A 21,541-nucleotide genomic window follows, 5' to 3' on the forward strand; every position below is an offset into this window, starting at 1 on the left:
GAGAGCTATCGGCTGAAGGACAAGCGCCGGGCAGGGCAAACGAACAGTCGGACTACCGCGAAGACGGCCGGCTGACAGGACCCAGGTGGGTCAGTTGAGAGCTATCGGCTGAAGGACAAGCGCCGGGCAGGGCAAACGAACAGTCGGACTACCGCGAAGACGGCCGGCTGACAGGACCCAGGTGGGTCAGTTTTACTTCGGCGAATCTTGGGAAAGTGGGTCACTTTTAAATCGGCGTTGACAACACGTGACGCTGAGGCCGGTGTCCCGTCTCATAGTAAACGGGCAACGCGCTCCCGAAGAAGCAATGACTTAGGGCTCCATGTCCCAAGTAAAGTGGGTTGAAATCTCAAAGTTGGTGGGTTAAAAAGCGCGATCGGTCTCCCAGTTCATGGGTACGGCATCCTGGCGTGGTTGCGATGGATCGTCGCCAATGATTCGGCCGTATCGCGACAGCCGCCGAATCGAACGTGGGTGTCCCCCTCTTGGCCCCGTTACTATCTTCATGCCCCGATAATTGGGACTTTGGTCAGCCAGGCCGGCATGATTCCTGCCCCCAGTCGTCCATATCCGCGGGTGTTGTCAGCGGGCCCGGTGGGTGGCTGGTGATCGCTAATAGGGGCTCGGCCGGAACATCCTGAGGCCGTCCGTAACGTGGATGCCGAGACTTGCCACCGTTGTTGCGGCCAATCCGCTCCATCCGCACAAACTTCGATACCAGTAACCGCTCACCCAGATCCATCCTGCACTGGAACGGGTTCTGGGGCCGCGCCTGGACCATCCGGCCGTGCTCGATCTGCACAAGCGCTACACATCGCCCGTGGTGAGGGACAGGAGGATCTTTCCGGCCAAACCATTTCCTTCATTTTGCTGTGTCGTAAGCTAAGCCGATCATCGATTGATGCGCAGCGTGGGCGAAGGCCAAGGCTGCGCATCAGTTGGCAGCTAAGGTCGTGACGGATTGAGGGTCGGCCGTTCGATCCGCCGTGCCTGCCGGGTGTTGAGCGTGAGCCGTGCAGGCTATTACGCACGCAGGCAGAGAGGGGCAAGTGACACGGCGCGTGCCAGGCAAGAGGTCCATGTGCGAACTGCCTTCGAGGGCAGTGGGCACAGCTACGGCAGCCGTCAAGATATACAGGCCGATCTGAAAGAGCTGACTGACACTGACCACCAGTTGGCTTAACAAGCCCTGACTCAGGTTGCTGAGGGCATCAGTCGTTCGGGAAAAAACTGCACGACAAGTGCACGGATGGCCGCAATAAGGTCAGGCGAATGGGCTGCACCCCGGATAGGCGGCCGCGCCCGGCAGGACTGGCGAACCACGCAGCCCATCGTCGTAGCCGATGGCCTGGAACTCGTCCTTGCCGGCGCGGGAAAAGTGATCGGAGACGGCGACCCGGTCGTCGGCGAGAATGTTGACAACAAAACGATCGTTCTCGCGGAACGCGGGATAGCTGCGCGACGTGAGCGACTGGCTCCAGAGAATCAACGGCGAATCGGGCGAGACCGAACTGAACGCGTTGGCAGTGACGCCAGTCCGCGTTCGAGGATGCTCACGATCGACTGGCGCACGCCCTCGGCGTTGACGTGGCTCGCTCCAAACAAGAACTGCGCGGAGATGCCTCGGATCGTCCCGACGATGGCCATTGCCTCCTCGGCCGGATCCAGGTCGGATCGAATCTCGCCCTCCTCAATGCCGATTCGAAGCTCGGCTTCGATATGTGCCGCTGACTCGCGCGTCATACGCTCCAGCGCCAATGCGACTGGTCCACCCGGGCTGCGCCCCTCGGAAAGAATCACGTTGAACGCTTGCAGCACCTTGAGGTGCGCCGGATCCCGCCCGAGGGTGAAGCGAACGATTTCCAGAACGGTTTCCAGGCCAGGCTTCGCGTGACTGTTGGCCAGTCGCGCCTTGCGGATGTTCACGCCAATCTGGTCAACCAGGGCGACGAGAAGGCCCTCCTTGTCTCCGTAGTGATGCGCGGTCAACGCGCGGCTGTAACCGGAGCGCGCGCCAATTTCGCGCATGGTGACGCCGGCCATGCCCTTCTCGCAGATTAGCTCGATCGCGCTTTCGAGAATGCGCCGCGTTGCCTCTTCCCTTCTTTCATGCTGCGTGCGGCGGGACTTTACCGGCTTCTGGCTTGGGGCTTGAGGTTGATTTTCCATACGTGAAGAAAGGGATACCTGATTGTCGCCGCTATCTTACCAACCCGCCTTGCGGCCACCTGCTATGACGCGACGGCGAAGGCATCTTAGCACCCACACTTGCCAGACAGATGGCAAGTATCTATGATTCAGGAAATCGTAGGGAGCCGCTCCGCCGGTATTGCGTCCCTGCGCGACATGGCTGTGACGCGCCCATCCTCGAACCAGCGTCCAGCTCAAATAATCACGAGGAGACATTCATGAATCGAGCAAAGAATGCGCCTGGCCATCTCTTCGTGGCGCTGACAGCGCGTGCGACAGCGAACACGAGCTTCACACCGTCAGTCGTTCCACTGCCCTTGCCATAGAGGGCATCAGCGCGCGGCCTCTATCCCCTCCCAAACGCGAATACAAAAGGAGTATCAACATGCAACAGGCATATATTGTCGATGCCATCCGCTCGCCCCTGGGCCGCTCCAAGCCCGGCTCCGCCTTCACCGAGCTGCACGCCACGGAGTTGCTGGCGCAAGTGCTCGCCGGGCTGGTGCAGCGCAACAACCTCGACCCTGGGCTGGTGGACGACATCATCACCGGTTGCGTCACGCAGGCCGGCGAGCAGTCCGCCGGCCCTGGCCGCGTGGCCTGGCTGGCCGCAGGCTTCCCGGAGCACGTGCCGGCCACCACCATCGACCGTAAGTGYGGTTCAAGCCAGCAGGCCGTGCACTTTGCCGCCCAGGGCATCATGGCCGGCGCCTATGACGTGGTCATCGCCTGCGGCATCGAATCGATGAGCCGCGTGCCGATGGGCTCGGCCCGCATTGGCCAGAACCCGTATGGCCCCTCGATGGAGGCGCGCTACGCGCCGGGCCTGGTGTCGCAAGGCGTGGCCGCCGAGCTGGTCGCGGCGAAGTGGGAGATCTCGCGGGAGCAGATGGACAGCTACTCGGCACGCTCCCACCAGCGCGCCGCCGCGACCCGGGAAGCCGGCGGCTTCGCACGCGAAATCCTGCCCATTCGCACGCCCGGCGGGCTGGTGGCGCAGGATGAGACCATCCGGGCCAACACCACGGTCGAGCGCCTTGCTACGCTGGCGTCGCCCTTCCGCAACGAGGAACTCAGCGCGCGCTTCCCGCAGCTCGGCTGGAGCGTGACTGCCGGCAACGCCTCGCAGATCAGCGACGGTGCCGCCGCCATGCTGATCGTCAGCGAGCGCATGGCAATCAAGCTGGGGCTCAAGCCGCGTGCCCGTTTCGTCGGCTTCGACGTGATCGGCGCCGATCCTGTGGAGATGCTGACCGCCCCCATCCCCGCGAGCCAGCGCGTGCTGGCCAAGAGCGGCATGACGCTCGACCAGATCGCCCACTACGAGATCAACGAGGCCTTTGCCAGCGTGCCGCTGGCCTGGCAGAAAACCATGAAGGCAGACGGCGCGCGCCTGAATCCACGCGGCGGCGCCATCGCGCTGGGCCACCCCCTGGGTGCCTCGGGCGTGCGCCTGATGACCACCATGCTGCATGCGCTGGAAGACAGCGGCGAGCGCTTCGGCCTGCAGTCGATGTGCGAAGCCGGCGGCATGGCCAACGCCACCATCATCGAGCGCGTCTGAACCGCGCCTCCCCAAATACGTAGAAGACACAGGAGATGCAGCATGAAACTCGACAACACCATGTCTGCCGTCGTTACCGGCGGCGCTTCGGGCCTGGGCCTCGCCAGCGCACGCCGCCTTGTGGAAAAAGGCGTGAAGGTCGTGATCGCGGACGTGTCCGAAGAGCGCGGTGCTGCCGCCCTTGACGCGTTGGGCGGCCAGGCTACCTTCGTGCAGGCCGACGTGACCGACACCGGGCAGATGACGCGCGTCTTCGACGCTGCCGTCGCGCTGGCCCCGCTGCGCGCCCTGGTGCATTGCGCTGGCCTTGGCGCGCCGGTCCGCGTGGTGGAGAAGGACGGCTCGCCCGGATCGCTGGAGAAATATGAGCACGTGGTGCGCATCAACATGATCGGCACCTTCAATGCACTACGCCTGGCCGCCGCGCGCATGGCAACCAACGAACCGGTGGACGGCGAACGCGGCACCTGTGTGCTGACCGCCTCGGTGGCTGCCTTCGAAGGCCAGATCGGCCAGATCCCGTACGCCTCGGCCAAGGCCGGCATCGTCGGCATGACCCTCGTCGCCGCGCGCGACCTGGCGCAGCGCATGATCCGCGTCTGCACGATCGCCCCTGGCCTGTTCGACACCCCGCTGCTGGCCCGCTTGCCCGAGCACGTAAAGACCGCACTGGGCGCCTCGGTGCCACACCCGGCCCGCCTGGGCGCGCCGGACGAGTATGCCTCCACCGCCATGCACATCCTCGAGAACGCCATGCTGAACGGCGAGACCATTCGTCTGGACGGCGCCATCCGCATGGCAGCACGCTAAAGCGCGCCGTTCCACATCCAACCCATCGAGGAAAGGAGACACCCTGTGAGTGACACGCTTCTGCTGGAAACCCGAGGCAACGTGATGGTGATGACCATCAACCGTCCGCAGGCCCGCAACGCAATGGACTTCGAGACGGCCACCGCCATCGCCGCCGCGCTAGACGAACTTGACGCCCGCGACGACCTGAGCCTTGCCGTGCTGACCGGCGCCGGCGGCACCTTCTGCTCCGGCATGGACCTGAAGGGCTTTCTCGCCGGCAAACGTCCGAGCATTCCGGGCCGCGGATTTGGCGGCGTGACCGAGCGAGCGCCGCGCAAGGTACTGATTGCCGCCGTGGAAGGCTACGCACTGGCCGGCGGCTTCGAGCTGGTGCTGGCTTGCGATATGGTGGTGGCATCGCGCGAGGCGAAGTTCGGCCTGCCCGAAGTGAAGCGAGGCCTCGCAGCGGCAGCCGGCGGCCTGATCCGCCTGCCGCGCCGCGTGCCGTACCACATTGCCATGGAATACGCGCTGACCGGCGACGTGCTCCCGGCCGAACGCGCCTACGAACTGGGCCTCGTCAACCGCTTGACCGATGCCGGCGGCGCGCTCGACGGCGCACTGCAACTCGCCGCCGCGGTGGGCGTCAACGGTCCGCTCGCCATTGCCGCCAGCAAGCACGTGGTGGCGGAGTCCGGCGACTGGTCGCGAGAGGAAATGTTCTCGCGGCAGAAACCGCTGCTCGACCCTGTCTTCGCTTCCGCCGACGCCCGCGAAGGAGCAACGGCATTCGCCGAGAAGCGCAAGCCCGTCTGGGCCGGGAAATAAGCCACATGGCTGCAACATGGCTGCGATCGCTGCGTCAAGCGGCCATCCGCGGCCAAGGTCGTTCGCACTTGCAAGATCTGTCTCGATGGAACTGTGTGTCCGGCCGCTCACCGTTTTCATCTTTACAGACACCGGTACAACATGACACAACCATTCCCCCCCGACGCTGTGCAACCGAGAGCTGCCCAAGCCTCAGGCTTGTCCCCCTTCTGGCCCCCCGGCTTGCCCGCAGCAGTGCATGTGCCTCGCACCAGCCTGTTCTACAACGTAGCAGTGGCCGCGCGCCGCTACCCGGACAAGACCGCCATCCAGTACTTCGGCCGCGCGATCAGCTATGCCACGCTGCACGAACAGATCGAGCGCATGGCCGGCTACCTGCAGCGCGCCTGCGGCGTCGTGCCGGGCGACCGCGTGCTGCTGTACACCCAGAACTGCCCGCAATTCATCATTGCCTACTACGCCATCCTGCGCGCCGAAGCCGTGGTGGTGCCGGCCAACCCGATGTGGCTGACCGCGGAGCTGGAGCACGTGGCAGGCGACAGCGGAGCGCGCGTGGCCTTCGCCGCCTCCGAGCTGTACGAGCGCCTGGCGCCGCTGCACGGCGCCGCGCTCCCGCACGTGATCGTCCACGACTACGCAGACATGCTGCCGGCCGCTGCGGACGACGGCCCGGCAGTTCCCGCCTGGCTGCGCGATTGCGCGCTGCCGGCGCAGCAGGCCCCGGCAGGTGGCACGCTGGTGCGCTGGCAGGACGCGGATGCGGCCGGCCTGGCACCGGCGCCGCACGCCGCCAGCCATGACACCATGTGCATGCTGGCCTACACCTCTGGCACGACCGGCCACCCCAAGGGCTGCATCCACACCCATGGCACGCTGACGAGCGCGGCGGTGGGCTCGCAGATCTGGCGCAGCAATACGCCCGAGACAGTCTTCCTGTCCGTAGCGCCGCTGTACCACATGCTGGGCATGCAGAACGGCATCCATGCGCCACTTTACCTGGGGGCCACCATCGTGCTGCTGCCACGCTGGGACCGCGCGCTGGCCGCGGAGCTGATCGAGCGCTACCGTGTCTCGAACTGGGCCGCGACCCCGGCCATGCTGGTGGACTTCTTCTCCCAGCCGGGCATCCTTGAGCGCAATCTTTCCAGCCTGGCCTTCCTGGGCGGCGGCGGGGCGGCCATGCCCGATGCCGTGGCAGACATGCTGCAGGAGCGCTTCGGCCTGCGCTATATCGAGGCGTATGGCATGACCGAGACCGCCGCTTTCCTGCTGTCCAATCCGCGTCACCGCCCAAAGCGGGAATGCCTGGGCATCGCCACCTTCGGGGTCGATGCGCGCGTGATCGATCCGCAGACCGGCGCCGAGCTGCCGCAAGGCGAGCTGGGAGAGATCGTCGCCAGCGGCGCGCAGGTGATGCGAGGCTACTGGCGTAATCCGGAGGCCGATGCGGAGAGCTTTATCGAAATTGACGGCAAGCGCTTCCTACGTACGGGCGACCTCGGCTTCATCGACGACGACGGCTATTTCTTCATGCGCGACCGGCTCAAACGCATGATCAATGCGTCCGGCTTCAAGGTCTGGCCGGCCGAGGTGGAGAACCTGCTCTACGGGCACCCGGCCATCCATGAGGTTTGCGTGATCGCCGTCCAGGACGAGCGCCGCGGCGAGACGGTCAAGGCCGTGATTGCGCTCAAGCCTGACATGCAGGGGCGCGAAGAGGCCAGTGCCGAACAGATCACCCAGTGGTGCCGTGAGCGGCTGGCAGCCTACAAGGTGCCCCGCCTCATTGGCTTTGTGGATGCGCTGCCGAAGTCGGCAACCGGCAAGATCTTGTGGAGAACGCTGCAGGAAGCCGAGCAAGCGTCGGCGTTGCAGGGCCGCGCAGACTGAGAAATACCGGAATATAGAGCAGAGGAGATAGCCATGCAGATGGAAAGAAGACACTGGCTGGCGCAAGCGGCCGCATTGGTTGGCGCGGCGGCGCTGGGAAACGGGAGCGTACGCGCGCAGAGCACCTATCCTTCGCGCCCGCTGCGGCTGGTGGTGCCCTATCCGGCCGGTGGCGGCACCGATACGGTGGCCCGGCTGATAGGGCAGCGGCTGTCCCAGTCCCTGGGCCAGCCGGTGGTGGTGGACAACAAGCCCGGCGCCAGCGGCATGCTGGGCAACGACATCGTGGCTAAGGCGGCACCGGATGGCTATACGGTATTGTTTGCCATCACCGCGATGATCCAGTCGCCCGGTTTGTACAAGAAGGTTCCCTACAACGTGGAGCGTGACTTCGCACCGGTCTCGCTGGTGGCACGCTCGTCGGACCTGTTCGTGGTACCCAATCGGGTGCCGGCCCGCACGCTGGCCGAGTTCGTGGCCCTGGCCAAGGCCAGCCCGGGCAAGCTCAGCTACGGCTCCTACGGCAACGGCACGTCATCTCACCTGCACGGCGAGCAGTTCAAGATGCAGGCCGGCATCGACCTGGTCCACATTCCCTACAAGGGGGCGGCGCCACTTGTGAGCGACGTGCTGGGCGCGCAGGTGGACTCGGCGTTTATTGACGTGTCGTCGGCCTATCCTTACCTGAACTCGGGAAAATTCCGTGTCCTCGGCATCACTGGCGCGCAGCGGCACAAGGCGCTGTCGTCAGTGCCGACCTTCGCCGAGGCCGGCTTTGCCGGTTTCGAGGCCAGCGGCTGGCTCGCCTTTTTCCTCCCGGCAGGCGCGCCGCGCGATATCACGGCCCGGCTGTCGGCCGAGGTCGCCCGCATCACGAAGGTGCCCGAGGTGTGGCAGCGGCTGGCGACCATGGGGCTCCAGCCGGTAGGCTCCACGCCTGAGGAACTGGCGGCGCTGGTAAGCACGGATACGCCTAAGTGGGCCCGCATCGTGCGCGACGCCCATATTCAGCTCGACTGAGCGCCCGGCCGCGCCCCCGCTGAGCGCAGGTGAGACCGTCTGTGTAGCGTCCCACCTGTGCTGGCCAATGCCCGTGGCGTTGTCACGTTGCCGAAGCGGTCGCGTCAGATAGTGCGATGAATTTGGTGCGGGCTTCGCGCACCGCGTCAAGGCCGCCCGCCGCTAGCCCAGCAGTACATGGCATTTGGACGAAGTGCTTGTTACGCTGCGCGGTGAGCCTTAACTGCTATGGCGGGCAGTCGATCAGTACGGTTCCGAACATGATGTCCTACTGCTCCGGTGACCGTGATAGCGCAGTTTCGTATCCCCGTGCAATCATGCCCCGCGTCAAGCGGGCCGGCTCCTGCTGCGCGGCACCGCCCGCAGCTTGCCGATGGGCGCCATCAGCGCGGCGGTGCAGTAATCCACCAGGTCCGCGACGGGAGGCTGGCCGCGCTTTGCAGGGCCCTGGGTCTGGCGGCACCACTGCGCCAGCGAATAGACCACGCTGTTGTTGAACCACATCTGGCGGTTATGCAAGACCTTGCGCGGGATGCCGGGCAACGCAGCGGCAATCATCTTCCTGGACCGCAGCACGCCGGACATCGCGTCGAAATCGATCATGTCCGCGTTGACCAGGCTCGGGCTGAAGGTGGCCTGCGCCAGCACCTGCACATAGAGCGCGCCCCAGGGCGTGTCGCAGATGGTATCGGCAAGCGCGCTGATCGATGCCTCCACGATGGCCCGCACATCGCCACCCAGGCCGGCCGCCTCGACTTCGTCCAGGTAGTGGTTGCGCACCTTGTTGATATGGGTCAGGCGGAAATTAAGCAGCTGGCTGACCAGCGCCTCGCGCGAGCCAAAGTGATAGTGCAGCGCCGAGCGGTTGCGCTGGCCCGCTTCGACCACGATCTGGCGCAGCGGCACCAGTTCGACGCCATGCTCGGCAAACAGACGCTCGGCGATCTCGAGCATGCGCCGGGCCGTCTCGCTTTCCAGCGGATTGCCGCTGGCCTGCCCGGCCTCGGCTGAAGCCTTTCGCGCCGGCGGCTTTTCCATTAGCGCGCTATCGGCAAGGACCGTAGCAAGAGAACGCTGGCGTCCATGGCTCATAAACTGTTGTTCCCATATTTTAATATTTGGAATTATGGGTGCAATGCCATCAAGCGGGCAAGCATGCCGCCCGCGTCTGAGATCAATATGACTAGCCGCGCAAGCGCCGCAGCGACCGCGCGGGATTCTGGCCCAGCACGCCGATGATGGCGCCAACCAGCATGACCGCGCCGCACACCGTGAAGCCGAGCTCGAAACCATGCGCGCCGGCATGGCCCTGCACCTGCACGAGGCGTCCCATCACCACCGGCGCGATCGCGCCGGCGCTGGTCGCCACCGCCGTGCTCAGTGCGATGATGGCGCTGCGCTGCGCATCGGGAACGATCTCGGCAAGAAGGGCCGGCCCTACCGCGAACGCAACCGGCGGCAGCGTCGCCGCCAGCGCCAGCAACGCCACCTTCCCCCCCGGCGCAAGCGAAAGCAGTGGCAGCGCCAGGAACAGCAAGCCGCCGGCGCCGACGCAAGCGCTGCCGAACACCGCCCGCGCCACGCGCGAGGAAGTGCCCCGCCGCAGCAACTGCTGCGAGCACCAGCTCAGCGTCAGGCTGACCGGCACGCCAACGGCCACGATGACCGCGAACATCCTGCCGGCGGTCACATCGTCATATCCTAGCCCCTGCTCCAGGTAGGACGGCATCCAGGTCAGCACCAAGGCGAGCCCCCAATAAGCCGCGAAGCCGGCCACGAAGCCCGACAACACGGTCGCATCCGTGAGCAGCCGGCGGTAAGGCACACGCCGGCCCGCTGCGCCGCGCCGCACCGGCTCGGCTTGCAGCGTGCCTTCGCGGCCGAAGCACAGCCAGCCCAGCGCCCACAGTGCCGACGCGGCAGACAGTAAGAGGAAATTGGCGCGCCAGCCCCAGTGCTGCGTGATGAAGGGCACGGCCAGCCCTGCCAGCAGCAAGCCGAATACCGCGCCCTGGTTGATCAGGGCTACCGGCAGGTTGCGCTTCTCGTGTGGGAACCACTTGTACAGCGCGTGCACCGATACCGGAAAACCCGGTCCCTCGCCCGCGCCGAGAATCACGCGCGACGCCAGCAGCGCCGCGGCGCCGGAGGCGAACGCCACCGGAAGCTGCACCAGCGACCACAGGATCGCCATGGTCAGCAGCAGCCAGCGCGCCGCCACCCGGTTGCCGATAAAGCCCACGACGGCCGCCGACACAGAGAACAGCCAGAAGAAGCTGCCCGCGATCAGGCCGAACTGCGTCGGGCTGAGGTGAAGCTCGCGCATGACCGGCACGGCCACCATGCCCAGCACGACTTTGTCCAGGAAGTTGATGGAGGAGAACACCGTCAGCCAGGTGGCCATCGCCCATGCCTTGCGGGGCTGGTAAGCGTTGGCGCGCACGGCGGCACCTTGGTCGCGCATGGCGTCCTGCGGCGGGGAAGTTGTCAGCGAATCCGGCATGGTTCAGTACTCCATGGCGCATGCGGCGGGCACGCCGAGAACCACCTCGGGTGCCGCACCGACCACCTTGAGTTAATCCCCAGGATTACCCCGGGCATCGAGCTTAGTTTTAATCGAACGCAGCGCACACTGGGGTTTTCCCCGTACGCGGCGGATCGGCCTTGCGTGCGGCGCACGCAGCGCTGTACCCGGGACAGCGCCCTCAGAAGATCGTGCGGATGCCCAGCGAAACCCCGAGCTGCCCGCTGGCGCCCGGCGTCTTGTAGTACGTCTGCGAGGTGGCCGGCAAATAGCCGACCGACTGCCCGTTGGGCAGGTAAGCGATGTTGTCCCAGTTCAGCGATGCATTGCGCGCATACATCGCCGCGGCGAAGAAATCGGTCCGCTTGGAAATGCTGTAATCCGCCAGCGCCAGATATTGCTGCGGATTCGGCGGATTGACCTTGCTGCCGGCGATGGTGGCCTGCTTGATGTCGTCGTAGTAATAGGCCAATGTCAGGCGCAGCGCCGACGTCGCTTCCCAGTTCAGGCCCAGCCAGTACATATCGTCGCGATGCGGCAGCAGCGTAGGCGTGCCGGTGGCGGGCGCCACCGAATTGCCCCAGCGGTAGCCGCCCATCAACTTGACCTTGCCAAGCGTATAGCTCGCGCCGATGGCGGCGCGCATGTCGCGGCCATAGTCGTTCGAGCCGGAAGCGCCAGTGGCCTGGGCAGTGTTAAGCGTCTTCACCTCGTCATAGGCCACACCGAGGCCAAAGCCATCGGAAAAGTAGGAGGCGCCGATGCCATAAGCCGACCCCGCGGCCAGGCTGCCGCTGCGCTCGCCAAGGGACCAATGCGTGTTCAGCGAGACCCCACCGAACTGGCCCTGGTACTGGACCATGTTGTTCTCGCGGAAGTTCGGACCGGCAAAGCCCACTACCGGTTCGAACTCGGGCGCGTAGGCAGCGGGCATGAAGTTGCCCATGGTCAGGAAGGAAGACGTGTACTGGCGCCCGAAGGTCACCCGCCCGTAGCCGCCCTTCAGGCCCACAAAGGCTTGCCGGCCGAACAACAGGCCACCGCCAAGCTGGCCGTTGTCGGTGTTGAACTGACTTTCCAGCACGAACAGGCTCTGCAGCCCGCCGCCGAGATCCTCCACGCCGCGCAGGCCGAAGCGCGACTGTGCGATGCCCGACGAGTTCATCAGGTATTGGGAGCCGCTGCCGGGCGCCAGCACGCCGTTGGCTACGTTTTGCGCGTGGTTCACGTACTGCATGCTTGCGGTCACGACGCCGTACAGCGTCACCGACGATTGTGCATAAGCCCCCTGCCCCAATACGCTGGCAGCGGCCACGGCGAACAGCACTTTCTTCTTCATCAGTCTTCCTCCGTTGTGTTCGTTGAAGGGATCGCACATGGACATGCGTGCCGCGCTCGACCGCGCCATGCCCCTGTTTAATCCGATGTCTTAATTTGTAATGCGAGAGATTAAGCGCACGAATTCGTTCGGGCATCTGGGGATTTCCCGATCGCGTTGCGTCCTGTTCTCGGCCCATCAATGATGGCGTGTATCTTGCAGCACAATTTCGACACAGTTGCGGCCAGGACGCCACATGACTGGCGGTCCGCGCATCAGCTCGCTAGGGATAATTCTAAGTATTAATGCATGAGATTATTGCTATCCTGACCCGTCCAGTACACGCATGCAGCGCCCAAACATGGAGAGAGACAACATGGAAAAGCCCGAAAAGACCGAGGCCGGGTCCGGTATCGGCACCTACAACACCACCCCCGGTGCGGGCAGCCACCTGCCCTTTCCAGCGCCGCCCAGTGCCAGCGTGGCAGGACGCAAGCTGTCCGAGTCCACCCACCAGCGCCGCAAAGCGCAGCCGCTGCTGCGGGACGCGCCCAACGTGATGATCGTGATGCTGGACGACGCGGGTTTTGCGCACCCGGACACCTTCGGCGGTGAAATCCATACGCCCACACTCACGCGGCTAGCCGACAGCGGCATCCGCTACAACGCTTTTCATAACTGTGGCGTGTGCTCGCCCACGCGCGCCTCGCTGCTCACCGGGCGTAATGCGCACCGCGTCGGCTACGGGCATATTTCCGAATACGCCACGGACTGGGACGGCTACGTTGGGGTAATTCCCCAAAGCGCCGGCACCCTGGCCGAAGTGCTTCGGGCCTGGGGCTACAACACCGCCGCCTTTGGAAAATGGCATAACACACCCGCCAACCTGACCACGCAGATGGGTCCGTTCGACCGCTGGCCCACAGGTCACGGTTTTGACCACTTCTACGGCTTCCTGGGCGGCGAAAGCTCCCAGTACGAGCCGCGCCTGGTCGAGAACACCACGCTGATCGAGCCACCGCGTGACGAGAGCTACCACCTGACCGAGGACATGGCCGAGAAGGCCGCGCGCTGGCTGCGCCGCCATACCGCCATCACGCCGGACAAGCCATTCATGATGTACTGGGCGCCTGGCGCGGTGCATGGGCCACATCAGGTCTTCAAGGAATGGACCGACAAGTACAAGGGCAAGTTCGACGACGGATGGGATGCCTACCGGGAACGCGCTTTCGCGCGCCAGAAGGAGATGGGCTGGATCCCGGAATCCGCAGAGCTCACGCCGCGCCCCGACACCCTGCCAGGCTGGGACAGCATCCCCGAAGCCGAACGCCCTTTCCAGAGGCGGCTGATGGAAGTCTATGCGGGCTTCCTGGAACATACCGACGCGCAGCTTGGCAAGATCATTGATGAACTGGAACGCCTGGGCTTGCGCGAGAACACGCTGGTGTTCTTTGTGTTCAGCGACAACGGCGGCAGTGCGGAAGGACAGAACGGCACCGTTGTCGAATTGCTTGCGCAGAACCGCATCCCCAGCACGATCGAGCAGCATCTTGACGTTCTGGACGGCCTGGGCGGGCTCGACGCGCTGGGCGGCCGCAAGACCAACAATATGTACCACGCCGGCTGGGCCTGGGCTGGATCCACGCCATTTCAGAGCACCAAGCTGATTGCCGCCCACTTCGGCGGCACGCGCACGCCCCTGGTGGTCTCGTGGCCACGCGGCATCAAGCCGGATAGCGTGCCGCGCACGCAGTTCCATCATGTAAACGACATCGCGCCCACCATCTACGACATCCTGGGCATCACTGCGCCGCTTGAACTCAATGGCGTGGCGCAGGATTCGCTGGACGGCATATCGATGGCCTACACCTTCGCCGAGCCGGCCGCGGCCGGCCGCAAGGGCGTGCAGTACTTCGAGGTCGCCGGCAGCCGCATGGTGCATCACGATGGCTGGACGGCAGGTGTGTTCGGGCCGCGCATTCCCTGGGTGACCACGACGCCTGGGCTGGATACCTGGGATCCGGACAACGATGTCTGGGAGCTTTACCACATCCGCGCGGACTATTCGCAGGCACGGGACCTGGCCCAGGAACAGCCCGGGAAGCTGGCGCAGATGAAGGATATGTTCGCCGCGCAGGCGGGGATCAACAAGGTCTACCCGTTGGGCGCGGTCTATCGGGTGGTGATCCATCCGACAGACCGCGTCGCCCCCAAGCAGGCTGCCTGGCGCTTTAGTGGGGACATCACGCGCATTCCCGAGAACGCCGCGCCGAACATCCGCTCCCGCGACCACATCGCCACCGTGGATGCCGAGTTCGGCGAGCGCGCCAGCGGCGTGCTCTATGCCATGGGCGGCTTCAACGGCGGCGTCAGCCTCTTCATGGACGACGGCTACCTCGCCTACGAATACAACATGCTGGGGATGTGCCGCTACAAAGTGCGCTCGCCCGATCGCCTCCCTGCAGGCAGGCACGCCCTGGAGATCGAGTTCACGATGTCCGAAGGCCGGGCACCCAGGCGCGCCGCCAGCTATGTGCTACGCGTGAACGGCGAGCAGATTGCCGCGACGGAGGTGGGCATCACGGTGCCTGGTGCCTTCAGTGCATGTGAAACCTTCGACATCGGGTGCGACCTCGGCTCGCCCGTCGCGCATGAGTATTTCGACCGCGCGCCGTTCCGGTTCAGCGGCACCGTCCATGAAGTCTGGCTGCGCTACAAATAAGGAGACAGAACATGCAAGACATCGAAGACCGCCCTTCGGCACTCGTGACAGGCACTGGCTGCGAGGCCGTGGCAGAAGGCGTATGGCTGCTGCACGGCCAAGGTCAGTCTTTCGTGGCCGACGTTGGCGGCGGCTTGCTGGTAGTGGATGCTGGCCCCGGCGGCAAGGTCACGCTCGGCATGATTGCCGCCCTGCGCGCCAGTACGGACCTGCCGGTCATCGCCATCTGCTTCAGCCACGGCCACATCGGCTACAACGCCGGCCTGCCCGAATGGTTGGCACATGCGAGCGGGCGCGGCGAGCCGGCGCCGCGCGTGCTCGCTCACGCCAATGTGATCGGCCGCCGGGCCCGTTACCAGGCCACCATGGGCCTGCAGGAACGCATGGCCGAAATCCAGTTCCGGCACCGCGCCGGCAAGCTCGCCGGACGCCTGGTTTGCCCCGCGCCGACCGAGACCTTCACCGATGGGATGACCCTCGGACAGGGCGCGCGGCGCGCCGAGATCATCTGGGCCCCATCGGAAACCGACGACGCCATCGCCGTCTGGCTGCCCGGCCTGCGGCTGCTGTATGGCGGCCCGGCCGTCATCGATTCGATCCCGAATATCGGCACACCTTTCCGCACCCTGCGCGACACCGTGCGCTGGGCCGAGACGCTGGAGCGGCTTGCCGCGCTCCAGCCAGGCACGGTGGTACGCGAGTTTGGCGCAACCCTTGAAGGCAGCGAATCGTGCCAGCACGTCTTGACGCAGACGGCGCGCGCGCTGCGCTGGCTGCGCGACGAGGTTGTCAGGCTGATGAATGCGGGCTGCGGCGAGCGCGAGGTACTGGCGTCGCTAGAACTACCGCCCGAGCTGTTCGACCAGCCCTGGATGCGGCCGACCTATGGCGATCCGAGTTACATCGCACGCGACATCTACCGCTCGGAGAATGGGTGGTGGGACCGCAACCCGACCTCCCTGCATCCGGCACCGCTCGAGCGCGCGGCCGCGGAGATCGTCGCGGCCATCGCCGACCATGACGCCGTGATCCGCCATGCAGAGGCGCTGGCGGAACGCGGTGAGACTCAGCTCGCCCTGCATGTGATCGACGTGCTGGCTACCGCGCGCGACGATACGCCCACGCTCGCCAAGGCAAGGTCGCTCAAGGCCCGCTGGCTGCGGGAGCGCGCTGGCCAGGTCCGAAGCTATGTGTCGCGCAGCCTCTATACGGCAACCGCGGACATGATCGAGCAAGGCAACGGGCACGCCTTTGGCATTCGCTGACGCTGGCACAGGCCCCTCACGGGCTCCAAGGGAGACAAACATGTCCAACATCGCAAAGCAATGCCCATCGCCCAACCCTGTGCGGAGCGGCGTCATCTCACGGCAGCATGCCATGCGCAGCCTCGGCGGGATCGCCATGGCGGCATTGGCAAGCGCCGGCAGCCTGGCGGCGGCTGGCGCGGCCCATGCCGAACCCGCTTGGCCGGCGCGGCCTATCCGCCTGGTTGTGCCGTCTTCGGCCGGTAGCGGCACCGACCTCTTTGCCCGCCTGCTAGCCGAGCGCCTGGGCAAAGCGCTCAAGCAAAGCATCGTGATCGATAACAGGACCGGTGCTACCGGCATGATCGGCAACGACGCCGTCGCCAAGGCCAAGCCGGACGGTTACACGCTGTTGTTTACCTATGCGGCGTCCGTGGCGATCAACCAGACCCTGCAACCGAAGCTGCCCTACGATGCCTTGCGCGACCTGATCCCGGTGGCCCAGGTTGGCTCAGGGGGCAATTTCTTGGTGGTGTCGCCGGATTTCCCCGCGCGCAACCTGAAAGAGTTCGTCGCCTACATCAAGGCCAATCCCGATGCCTACGACTACGCCTCCTGGGGCGTGGGCTCCGGCGGCCACCTGACTATGGAGTCGCTCAAGATGCAGGCCGGCATCAAGCTGCGGCACGTGCCATACAAGACGGTGCCGCAGATCCTGAACGACCTGCAAGGCGGCATCGTCAAAGTGGCCTTCGTCGATTCTTCCTCGCCCTTGCAGTTGATCCGCGCCGGCAAGATCCGGGTCCTGGCGCTGAGCGGCACGCGCCGCGGGCCGGCCCTGCCCGACCTTGCCACCATGACCGAGCAGGGCTTTCCCTTCAATACCGATAGCTGGTATGGCATGTTCGCGCCGGCCGGCACACCGGCGCCGATCGTGCAACGCCTTAACGCGGAGGTGAACCGCGTGCTGGCCGACCCCGAGATGCGGCAGCGCTTCATCCAGTTGAACATGTCCGAGATGCCGCCCAAAAGCAGCGAGCAGTTCGCGCAGACCGTGCGCAGCGATATCCGGATGTGGAGCGAAGTCATCCGAGCAAACCACATCAGCGCCGAGTAAGACGCTCTCCATCTCCGGATTGCCAGTCGCCAACCCCCTAGTGCCTTGCGGTCTTGGTGACTGGGGCGTTGATCTGAGTAAACTCGGCGACATTGCCTTCACCATCGACGACAAACCTCTGAACTTCTCCGACACCGTCACCTGCCGCGGCAGGGTATTCACGCGCGCGCCCAATCTGGTCTGGGTCTTCGGGTATTTCCGTGCGAGCCGGATCAAGCCGCAGCGACCAGTCTTATCAATGCCTTCCGCCGCTGGCATGGGCAGATGCCGCATCCGTTCCGGCCGGCTAGCGCGAGTGTCTCGCCGAAGCCGGTCATCTCGGTGCGAACAGGCCCGGGGATCAGTTCATTGACGCTGATGTTGGCGTCCTGCAATTCCGCGGCCAGTGTCTGCGTGAGCATCCACATGCCTAGCTTGGCGCTGGCGTAGGATGACATCCCCGGATTTGGCCGGTAGCGCGAGCCGGAACCGGTAAAGATCATCTTGCCGCCGCCACGCCGGCGCAGATGCGCGATGGCGGCGCGCGCTGTATGGAAGGCGCCAATCAGATTGACCTCGATTCAGGGATTTGCCGCGCATCGTGCCGGTGTCCGCCCTTCGCGCATCCGCACCACGCTGTCGGAGCCCTTTGCATATTCGATCGACGCGTCCACGACGCCGAACAAGTGCATAGCCCCCGCGCAAACATCGCCTGCCAGCAACGCGAGTCCCCAACACCGTCCATGCCTTGTTCTTCACCTGCTCTGTCTCCCGTTCTCGCTAGTTGTTTAATCTCTTTTGATCTGGCGTCGCGCCGCTACTCCGCCTTCAACCCGGCGATCCTGGCGGCTTCGCCCCAGGCGGCAAGGTCGTCGCGCACCAGCCGGCCAAGGTCTTCGGGCTTGGATGGCACGCCGGGCCGTAGGTACATGGCCTCGAAGCGCGCGCGCTCGGTGGGCGACGCGATGATCTTGTTGATCTCCGCGTTGAGCCGCGAGACGATCGACGCCGGCAGGTTCCGGGGCCCGAACGCGGCCAGCCAGCTGGCGTAGTCGAACTTCACCCCCTGCTCCGACATGGTTGGCACGTCGGGCGGCGGTAGCAGCCGCTCCGGCCCGGAGACCGCCACGGCGCGAATGCGGCCGGACTTCAGGTGCGGCAACGCGGATACCGAATCAGCGAAGCCTATCTGCACGTGCCCGGCCGCCAGGTCGTTGCTGCATTGGGTGGCCGTCTTGTAGGGCACATGTCGCAGCTTGATGCCCGTCCTGGCCTTCAGGACCTCCATGGCGAGATGGCCGCCGGAGCCAACGCCCCAGGAGCAATAGGCCAGCTCGGTCGGGCTGGCCTTGACGTAGTCGATGGCGAACCTGCCGTACGACCCGGTCAAGGACTTCACGCCCAGGCCCAGCGAGAGCGTGCTCTTGGTGGCGCCGATCGGCTCGCCCAGGCTATCGGCTGGGATCTCATGGTTGTCTCACGCAAGGCCGGCCGGCTTTGTCATTGAAGCAGTCCGCGGCGGTATGGCCAGAGCCTGCCCCGCCGCCATCAGATCGCCGACGGATGCTGCGCCAGCGGTGTGACCTGGACGGTCATATAGGGAAACAGCGGCAGCGACGACAGCAGCGCGTGCAGTTCATCGTTACTCTCCACATCGAAGATGCTGACGTTGGCGTAGCGGCCCACGACGCGCCACAGGTGAGGCCACTTCCCGGATTTCTGGATCTCGATGGCCCGCGCCTTCTCGGCGGCCTTGATGGCGTCGGCCTGTTCGGCCGGCAGGGAGTCGGGGATCTTCACTTCCATCTGCACGTGGTAAAGCATGGTGTGTCCTTGAAGGATGGTTGCTTGGCGGGGCACGGTCGCGCGATGCGCCGGCCGGGGCCCGCCCGGTAGTGGACAGCGGGGGCTGGTCCGGCTCAGCCCGCGCCGTCGCCGACCGTCTCGGTGCGCAAGGGCTTGAGCCGGCCGATGAAAGTCTTGCCGTGCTCGAACCAAATCTTGCGGATGTCGGAAGCCATATAGGTGGCGTAGGCCGCTTCGTTCTCGAACCAGCATTCGCCGATGGCATCGACGTGGCCGATGCTAAAGAAGGGCACGTGGGTGTCGGTGGGCTGCTCGGCGACGAGTCGGACCTCGTATTTGTGAAGGCCCGGCACGTCGTGCGACATGTCGTAGTGCCGCCGGCATTCGGCGCGGAAGGTGGCATCGGACATGCCTTCTGGCTTCACCAGCAGGTACAGCATACGGATCATCGTGTCTCCTCTTGGTATGGATCAGTTCTGTGTGGCGCGCGCCTGCCGGCGCCGCGCATCAAGTATGCGCCCGCGCGGGCTCGGCGAGCGCTGTCGCGGCGCGGGTATCGGCGTTGGCGCCTTCCGCCGCGCCGATGTGCTCGATGGCGATGCCTCGTGTCTCGGGCAACAGCAGGATGCCGAACACGGCGATGGCATAGGCCACCAGGCAGAAGGCGCCCATGGCGTTGGCGAGGCCGATGTGGGTGGATAGCACGCCGACACCGACGACGGAGCCCGCGCCCACAGACTTGCCGACGTTGTAGGCGAAACCCATGCAGGTGGTGCGCACCTGGGTGGGGAACATCTCGCTCAGGAAAGGCCCCAGCGCGGCGAACATACCGATCGCGGAGAAGCCGACCAGGAAGCCGAGCACGGCGGCCAGCGCCGGGTTTAGCGGCAGCAGCATATAACAGGCGGTGACGATCCACGCGCACACGGCCAGGCCTATCAGCGTGGGGCGCCGGCCGATGCGGTCGGCCAGGTCTGCGGCCACGGCGAAGCCGCAGAACGAGCCGAAGGCCATGATAAATACGGTGACGATCATCGAGGACGCGGCCACCTGGCGCTGGGCGAGCAGCGAGGGCAGCCAGATCAGGATGGCGTAGCAGCCGGCCTGCAGGCCGATCACCAGTACGCTGGAGAGGATCAGCGAGCGCGCGTACTGGCGGCTGAACACCGAGGCCAGCGAGGCGCGCGCCATGCGGCTCTGCCTGGCGCGCTCGAACATGGCCGAGTCCTTGATGTGGCGGCGGATGAAGAGCACGATCGAGGCCGGGATCACGCCGCTCCAGAAGGCCACGCGCCAGGCCAGGTCATGCGGCAGCCAGGCCAGCAGCGCCGTGGCCACCACCACCGCCAGCGCCCAGCCCAGGGCGAAGCCGGATTGCACGAAGCCCATGGCCTTGCCGCGGTGCTTGGGGTCGATCACCTCGGCCATCAGCGCGGCGCCGACGGCCCATTCGCCGCCGAAGCCCAGCCCTTGCAGCGTGCGCGCGACCAGCAGTTGGTTGTAYGACTGCGCGAAGCCGGCAAGCACACCGAAGAACGTGAACCAGACGATGGCGAACACCAGGATGCGCGCGCGGCCGTAGCGGTCGCTGAGGATGCCGGCGCCCCAGCCGCCGATGGCAGTGACGACCAGCGCCACGGTGCCCAGGACGCCCACTTCGGCCTTGCTCAGGCCCCACGCCGCGGTTAGCGCGGGCAGCAGGAAGCTGAACATCTGCATGTCGAAGGAATCCAGCGCCCAGCCGGAATAGCAGGCCCAGAACGTCTTCTTCTGCTGGGCATTCCCAGCCTTGTACCAACCTGTCATTGTCGTCTCCTGTCTGTTCTGACTCTTCTGTCTTGTCTTGGTCCTGCTGCCGCGCGCGGCTCCCGCCCCGTGCTCAGGCGTACTCGGCCATGACCATCGTCGTGAAGTCGAGCGCCACGTCGGTGACCGACTGCAGCGCCTGCGGCGACATGTCGCCGACGATCTCGATGACCGACACCCCTCGCGGGCCGATGGCGAAGGTGCCGAGTTCGGTGTACACGCGGCCTACGCATGCCATCCCGGTGAGCGGGTAGCTGCACTGGTGGCGCAGCTTGCTCGCGCCATCCTTGGTCAGGTGGTCCATCATCACGAACACCTGCTTGGCGCCGATAGCCAGGTCCATGGCGCCGCCCACCGCGGGGATGGCGTCGGGCGCGCCGGTGTGCCAGTTGGCGAGGTCGCCGCGTTCCGAGACCTGGAAGGCGCCAAGCACGCAGATGTCGAGATGGCCGCCGCGCATCATGCCGAAGGCGTCGGCGTGATGGAAAAAGGCCGCGCCGCGCTCCAGCCGGATCGCTTCCTTGCCGGCGTTGATCAGCGCCCAGTCTTCCTGGCCGGGTTCGGCGGCCGACCATTGCCCCAGCACGCCGTTCTCGCTGTGCAGGATGACTTCGCGGTGGCGCGGCAGATGGTTGGCCACCAGCGTGGGCAGGCCGATGCCGAGGTTGACGTAAGCGCCGTTGGGGATGTCGCGCGCGACGCGCGCGGCCAGCAGGTTTCTTGCCACTTGGTCCATTTGCC

Annotated in this window: 19 protein-coding genes and 1 pseudogene; 9 read left to right on the top strand and 11 right to left on the bottom strand. The window is 65.4% G+C overall.

Annotated features, from left to right (window positions below; all coding sequences use genetic code 11):
• Nucleotides 1-1,264: 1,264 nt before the first annotated feature.
• Together AC1DQR_RS21295 and AC1DQR_RS21300 are read right to left on the bottom strand one after the other, a co-directional pair.
• Complete coding sequence (locus tag AC1DQR_RS21295; protein ID WP_416051866.1) at nucleotides 1,265-1,489, bottom strand: flavin reductase; 225 nt, start codon at nucleotides 1,487-1,489, stop codon at nucleotides 1,265-1,267.
• A complete protein-coding gene (locus AC1DQR_RS21300) occupies nucleotides 1,486-2,169 on the bottom strand; it encodes a TetR/AcrR family transcriptional regulator (protein WP_416051865.1) in 684 nt (227 codons plus the stop codon). Before AC1DQR_RS21300 ends, AC1DQR_RS21295 begins: the two co-directional genes overlap by 4 nt.
• A gap of 406 nt (nucleotides 2,170-2,575) precedes the next feature.
• On the opposite strand from AC1DQR_RS21300, the gene AC1DQR_RS21305 reads away from it, so the two are divergent.
• From AC1DQR_RS21305 to AC1DQR_RS21330, 6 genes and pseudogenes are all read left to right on the top strand, one after another.
• Nucleotides 2,576-3,754, top strand: a complete 1,179-nt coding sequence (locus AC1DQR_RS21305) for a thiolase family protein (RefSeq protein ID WP_416051864.1) — start codon at nucleotides 2,576-2,578, stop codon at nucleotides 3,752-3,754.
• A 42-nt stretch (nucleotides 3,755-3,796) separates the two neighbouring features.
• Nucleotides 3,797-4,564 (top strand): SDR family NAD(P)-dependent oxidoreductase, encoded by a 768-nt coding sequence (locus AC1DQR_RS21310; protein ID WP_477133749.1) that lies wholly within the window; start codon nucleotides 3,797-3,799, stop codon nucleotides 4,562-4,564.
• A 45-nt stretch (nucleotides 4,565-4,609) separates the two neighbouring features.
• Complete coding sequence (locus AC1DQR_RS21315; RefSeq protein ID WP_477133750.1) at nucleotides 4,610-5,374, top strand: crotonase/enoyl-CoA hydratase family protein; 765 nt, start codon at nucleotides 4,610-4,612, stop codon at nucleotides 5,372-5,374.
• Between the two features lie 141 nt (nucleotides 5,375-5,515).
• Complete coding sequence (locus AC1DQR_RS21320) at nucleotides 5,516-7,264, top strand: long-chain fatty acid--CoA ligase (RefSeq protein WP_477133751.1); 1,749 nt, start codon at nucleotides 5,516-5,518, stop codon at nucleotides 7,262-7,264.
• Between the two features lie 33 nt (nucleotides 7,265-7,297).
• A complete protein-coding gene (locus AC1DQR_RS21325; RefSeq protein WP_416051860.1) occupies nucleotides 7,298-8,284 on the top strand; it encodes a tripartite tricarboxylate transporter substrate binding protein in 987 nt (328 codons plus the stop codon).
• A 112-nt stretch (nucleotides 8,285-8,396) separates the two neighbouring features.
• Nucleotides 8,397-8,504, top strand: a pseudogene (locus AC1DQR_RS21330) (IS6 family transposase); the annotation flags it as partial.
• 107 nt (nucleotides 8,505-8,611) lie between these two features.
• Here the strand turns inward: AC1DQR_RS21330 and AC1DQR_RS21335 are convergent.
• The 3 genes from AC1DQR_RS21335 to AC1DQR_RS21345 form a co-directional block, all read right to left on the bottom strand.
• Nucleotides 8,612-9,322, bottom strand: coding sequence for a TetR/AcrR family transcriptional regulator (locus tag AC1DQR_RS21335; RefSeq protein ID WP_416051859.1), 711 nt, complete (start codon nucleotides 9,320-9,322; stop codon nucleotides 8,612-8,614).
• A 145-nt stretch (nucleotides 9,323-9,467) separates the two neighbouring features.
• The gene (locus AC1DQR_RS21340; protein WP_477133752.1) at nucleotides 9,468-10,787 is read right to left on the bottom strand and encodes an MFS transporter; all 1,320 of its coding nucleotides are present in this window, start codon (nucleotides 10,785-10,787) and stop codon (nucleotides 9,468-9,470) included.
• Nucleotides 10,788-10,989: 202 nt separating this feature from the next.
• Nucleotides 10,990-12,147 (bottom strand): porin, encoded by a 1,158-nt coding sequence (locus tag AC1DQR_RS21345; RefSeq protein ID WP_477133753.1) that lies wholly within the window; start codon nucleotides 12,145-12,147, stop codon nucleotides 10,990-10,992.
• A 355-nt stretch (nucleotides 12,148-12,502) separates the two neighbouring features.
• On the opposite strand from AC1DQR_RS21345, the gene AC1DQR_RS21350 reads away from it, so the two are divergent.
• The 3 genes from AC1DQR_RS21350 to AC1DQR_RS21360 all read left to right on the top strand — a co-directional run bounded on the left by AC1DQR_RS21350 (nucleotide 12,503) and on the right by AC1DQR_RS21360 (nucleotide 17,209).
• Nucleotides 12,503-14,848, top strand: coding sequence for an arylsulfatase (locus AC1DQR_RS21350; protein ID WP_416051856.1), 2,346 nt, complete (start codon nucleotides 12,503-12,505; stop codon nucleotides 14,846-14,848).
• Between the two features lie 11 nt (nucleotides 14,849-14,859).
• On the top strand, nucleotides 14,860-16,113 hold the full coding sequence (locus AC1DQR_RS21355) for an alkyl sulfatase dimerization domain-containing protein (RefSeq protein ID WP_477133754.1): 1,254 nt from the start codon (nucleotides 14,860-14,862) through the stop codon (nucleotides 16,111-16,113).
• A 136-nt stretch (nucleotides 16,114-16,249) separates the two neighbouring features.
• On the top strand, nucleotides 16,250-17,209 hold the full coding sequence (locus AC1DQR_RS21360) for a Bug family tripartite tricarboxylate transporter substrate binding protein (protein ID WP_416053373.1): 960 nt from the start codon (nucleotides 16,250-16,252) through the stop codon (nucleotides 17,207-17,209).
• Between the two features lie 212 nt (nucleotides 17,210-17,421).
• Here the strand turns inward: AC1DQR_RS21360 and AC1DQR_RS21365 are convergent, their stop codons facing one another.
• From AC1DQR_RS21365 to AC1DQR_RS21390, 6 genes are all read right to left on the bottom strand, one after another.
• Nucleotides 17,422-17,769 (bottom strand): SDR family NAD(P)-dependent oxidoreductase, encoded by a 348-nt coding sequence (locus AC1DQR_RS21365; protein ID WP_477133784.1) that lies wholly within the window; start codon nucleotides 17,767-17,769, stop codon nucleotides 17,422-17,424.
• A 236-nt stretch (nucleotides 17,770-18,005) separates the two neighbouring features.
• Entirely contained in the window at nucleotides 18,006-18,587 is a 582-nt protein-coding gene (locus tag AC1DQR_RS21370; protein WP_416051853.1) for a tripartite tricarboxylate transporter substrate binding protein, read from the bottom strand.
• Nucleotides 18,588-18,736: 149 nt separating this feature from the next.
• Nucleotides 18,737-19,012, bottom strand: coding sequence for a muconolactone Delta-isomerase (catC, locus tag AC1DQR_RS21375; protein WP_416051852.1), 276 nt, complete (start codon nucleotides 19,010-19,012; stop codon nucleotides 18,737-18,739).
• Nucleotides 19,013-19,107: 95 nt separating this feature from the next.
• Nucleotides 19,108-19,443, bottom strand: coding sequence for a 4-carboxymethyl-4-methylbutenolide mutase MmlI (gene mmlI, locus AC1DQR_RS21380; RefSeq protein ID WP_477133755.1), 336 nt, complete (start codon nucleotides 19,441-19,443; stop codon nucleotides 19,108-19,110).
• Between the two features lie 58 nt (nucleotides 19,444-19,501).
• On the bottom strand, nucleotides 19,502-20,800 hold the full coding sequence (locus AC1DQR_RS21385; RefSeq protein WP_416051850.1) for an MFS transporter: 1,299 nt from the start codon (nucleotides 20,798-20,800) through the stop codon (nucleotides 19,502-19,504).
• Nucleotides 20,801-20,873: 73 nt separating this feature from the next.
• Nucleotides 20,874-21,536: a 3-oxoacid CoA-transferase subunit B gene (locus tag AC1DQR_RS21390; protein WP_416051849.1), complete on the bottom strand. Its 663-nt coding sequence runs from the start codon at nucleotides 21,534-21,536 to the stop codon at nucleotides 20,874-20,876.
• Between the last annotated feature and the right edge of the window lie 5 nt (nucleotides 21,537-21,541).

It is taken from the genome of Cupriavidus sp. 05L411 (assembly GCF_056398045.1).

Bases quoted from the DNA above. Each gene is read 5' to 3' on its own strand.
- AC1DQR_RS21300 (WP_416051865.1), bottom strand. From the start codon at position 2,169: ATGGAAAATCAACCTCAAGCCCCAAGCCAGAAGCCGGTAAAGTCCCGC.
- AC1DQR_RS21310 (WP_477133749.1), top strand. From the start codon at position 3,797: ATGAAACTCGACAACACCATGTCTGCCGTCGTTACCGGCGGCGCTTCG.
- AC1DQR_RS21320 (WP_477133751.1), top strand. From the start codon at position 5,516: ATGACACAACCATTCCCCCCCGACGCTGTGCAACCGAGAGCTGCCCAA.
- AC1DQR_RS21325 (WP_416051860.1), top strand. From the start codon at position 7,298: ATGCAGATGGAAAGAAGACACTGGCTGGCGCAAGCGGCCGCATTGGTT.
- AC1DQR_RS21335 (WP_416051859.1), bottom strand. From the start codon at position 9,322: ATGGAAAAGCCGCCGGCGCGAAAGGCTTCAGCCGAGGCCGGGCAGGCC.
- AC1DQR_RS21340 (WP_477133752.1), bottom strand. From the start codon at position 10,787: ATGCCGGATTCGCTGACAACTTCCCCGCCGCAGGACGCCATGCGCGAC.
- AC1DQR_RS21345 (WP_477133753.1), bottom strand. From the start codon at position 12,147: ATGAAGAAGAAAGTGCTGTTCGCCGTGGCCGCTGCCAGCGTATTGGGG.
- AC1DQR_RS21350 (WP_416051856.1), top strand. From the start codon at position 12,503: ATGGAAAAGCCCGAAAAGACCGAGGCCGGGTCCGGTATCGGCACCTAC.
- AC1DQR_RS21355 (WP_477133754.1), top strand. From the start codon at position 14,860: ATGCAAGACATCGAAGACCGCCCTTCGGCACTCGTGACAGGCACTGGC.
- AC1DQR_RS21360 (WP_416053373.1), top strand. From the start codon at position 16,250: ATGGCGGCATTGGCAAGCGCCGGCAGCCTGGCGGCGGCTGGCGCGGCC.
- catC (WP_416051852.1), bottom strand. From the start codon at position 19,012: ATGCTTTACCACGTGCAGATGGAAGTGAAGATCCCCGACTCCCTGCCG.
- mmlI (WP_477133755.1), bottom strand. From the start codon at position 19,443: ATGATCCGTATGCTGTACCTGCTGGTGAAGCCAGAAGGCATGTCCGAT.
- AC1DQR_RS21390 (WP_416051849.1), bottom strand. From the start codon at position 21,536: ATGGACCAAGTGGCAAGAAACCTGCTGGCCGCGCGCGTCGCGCGCGAC.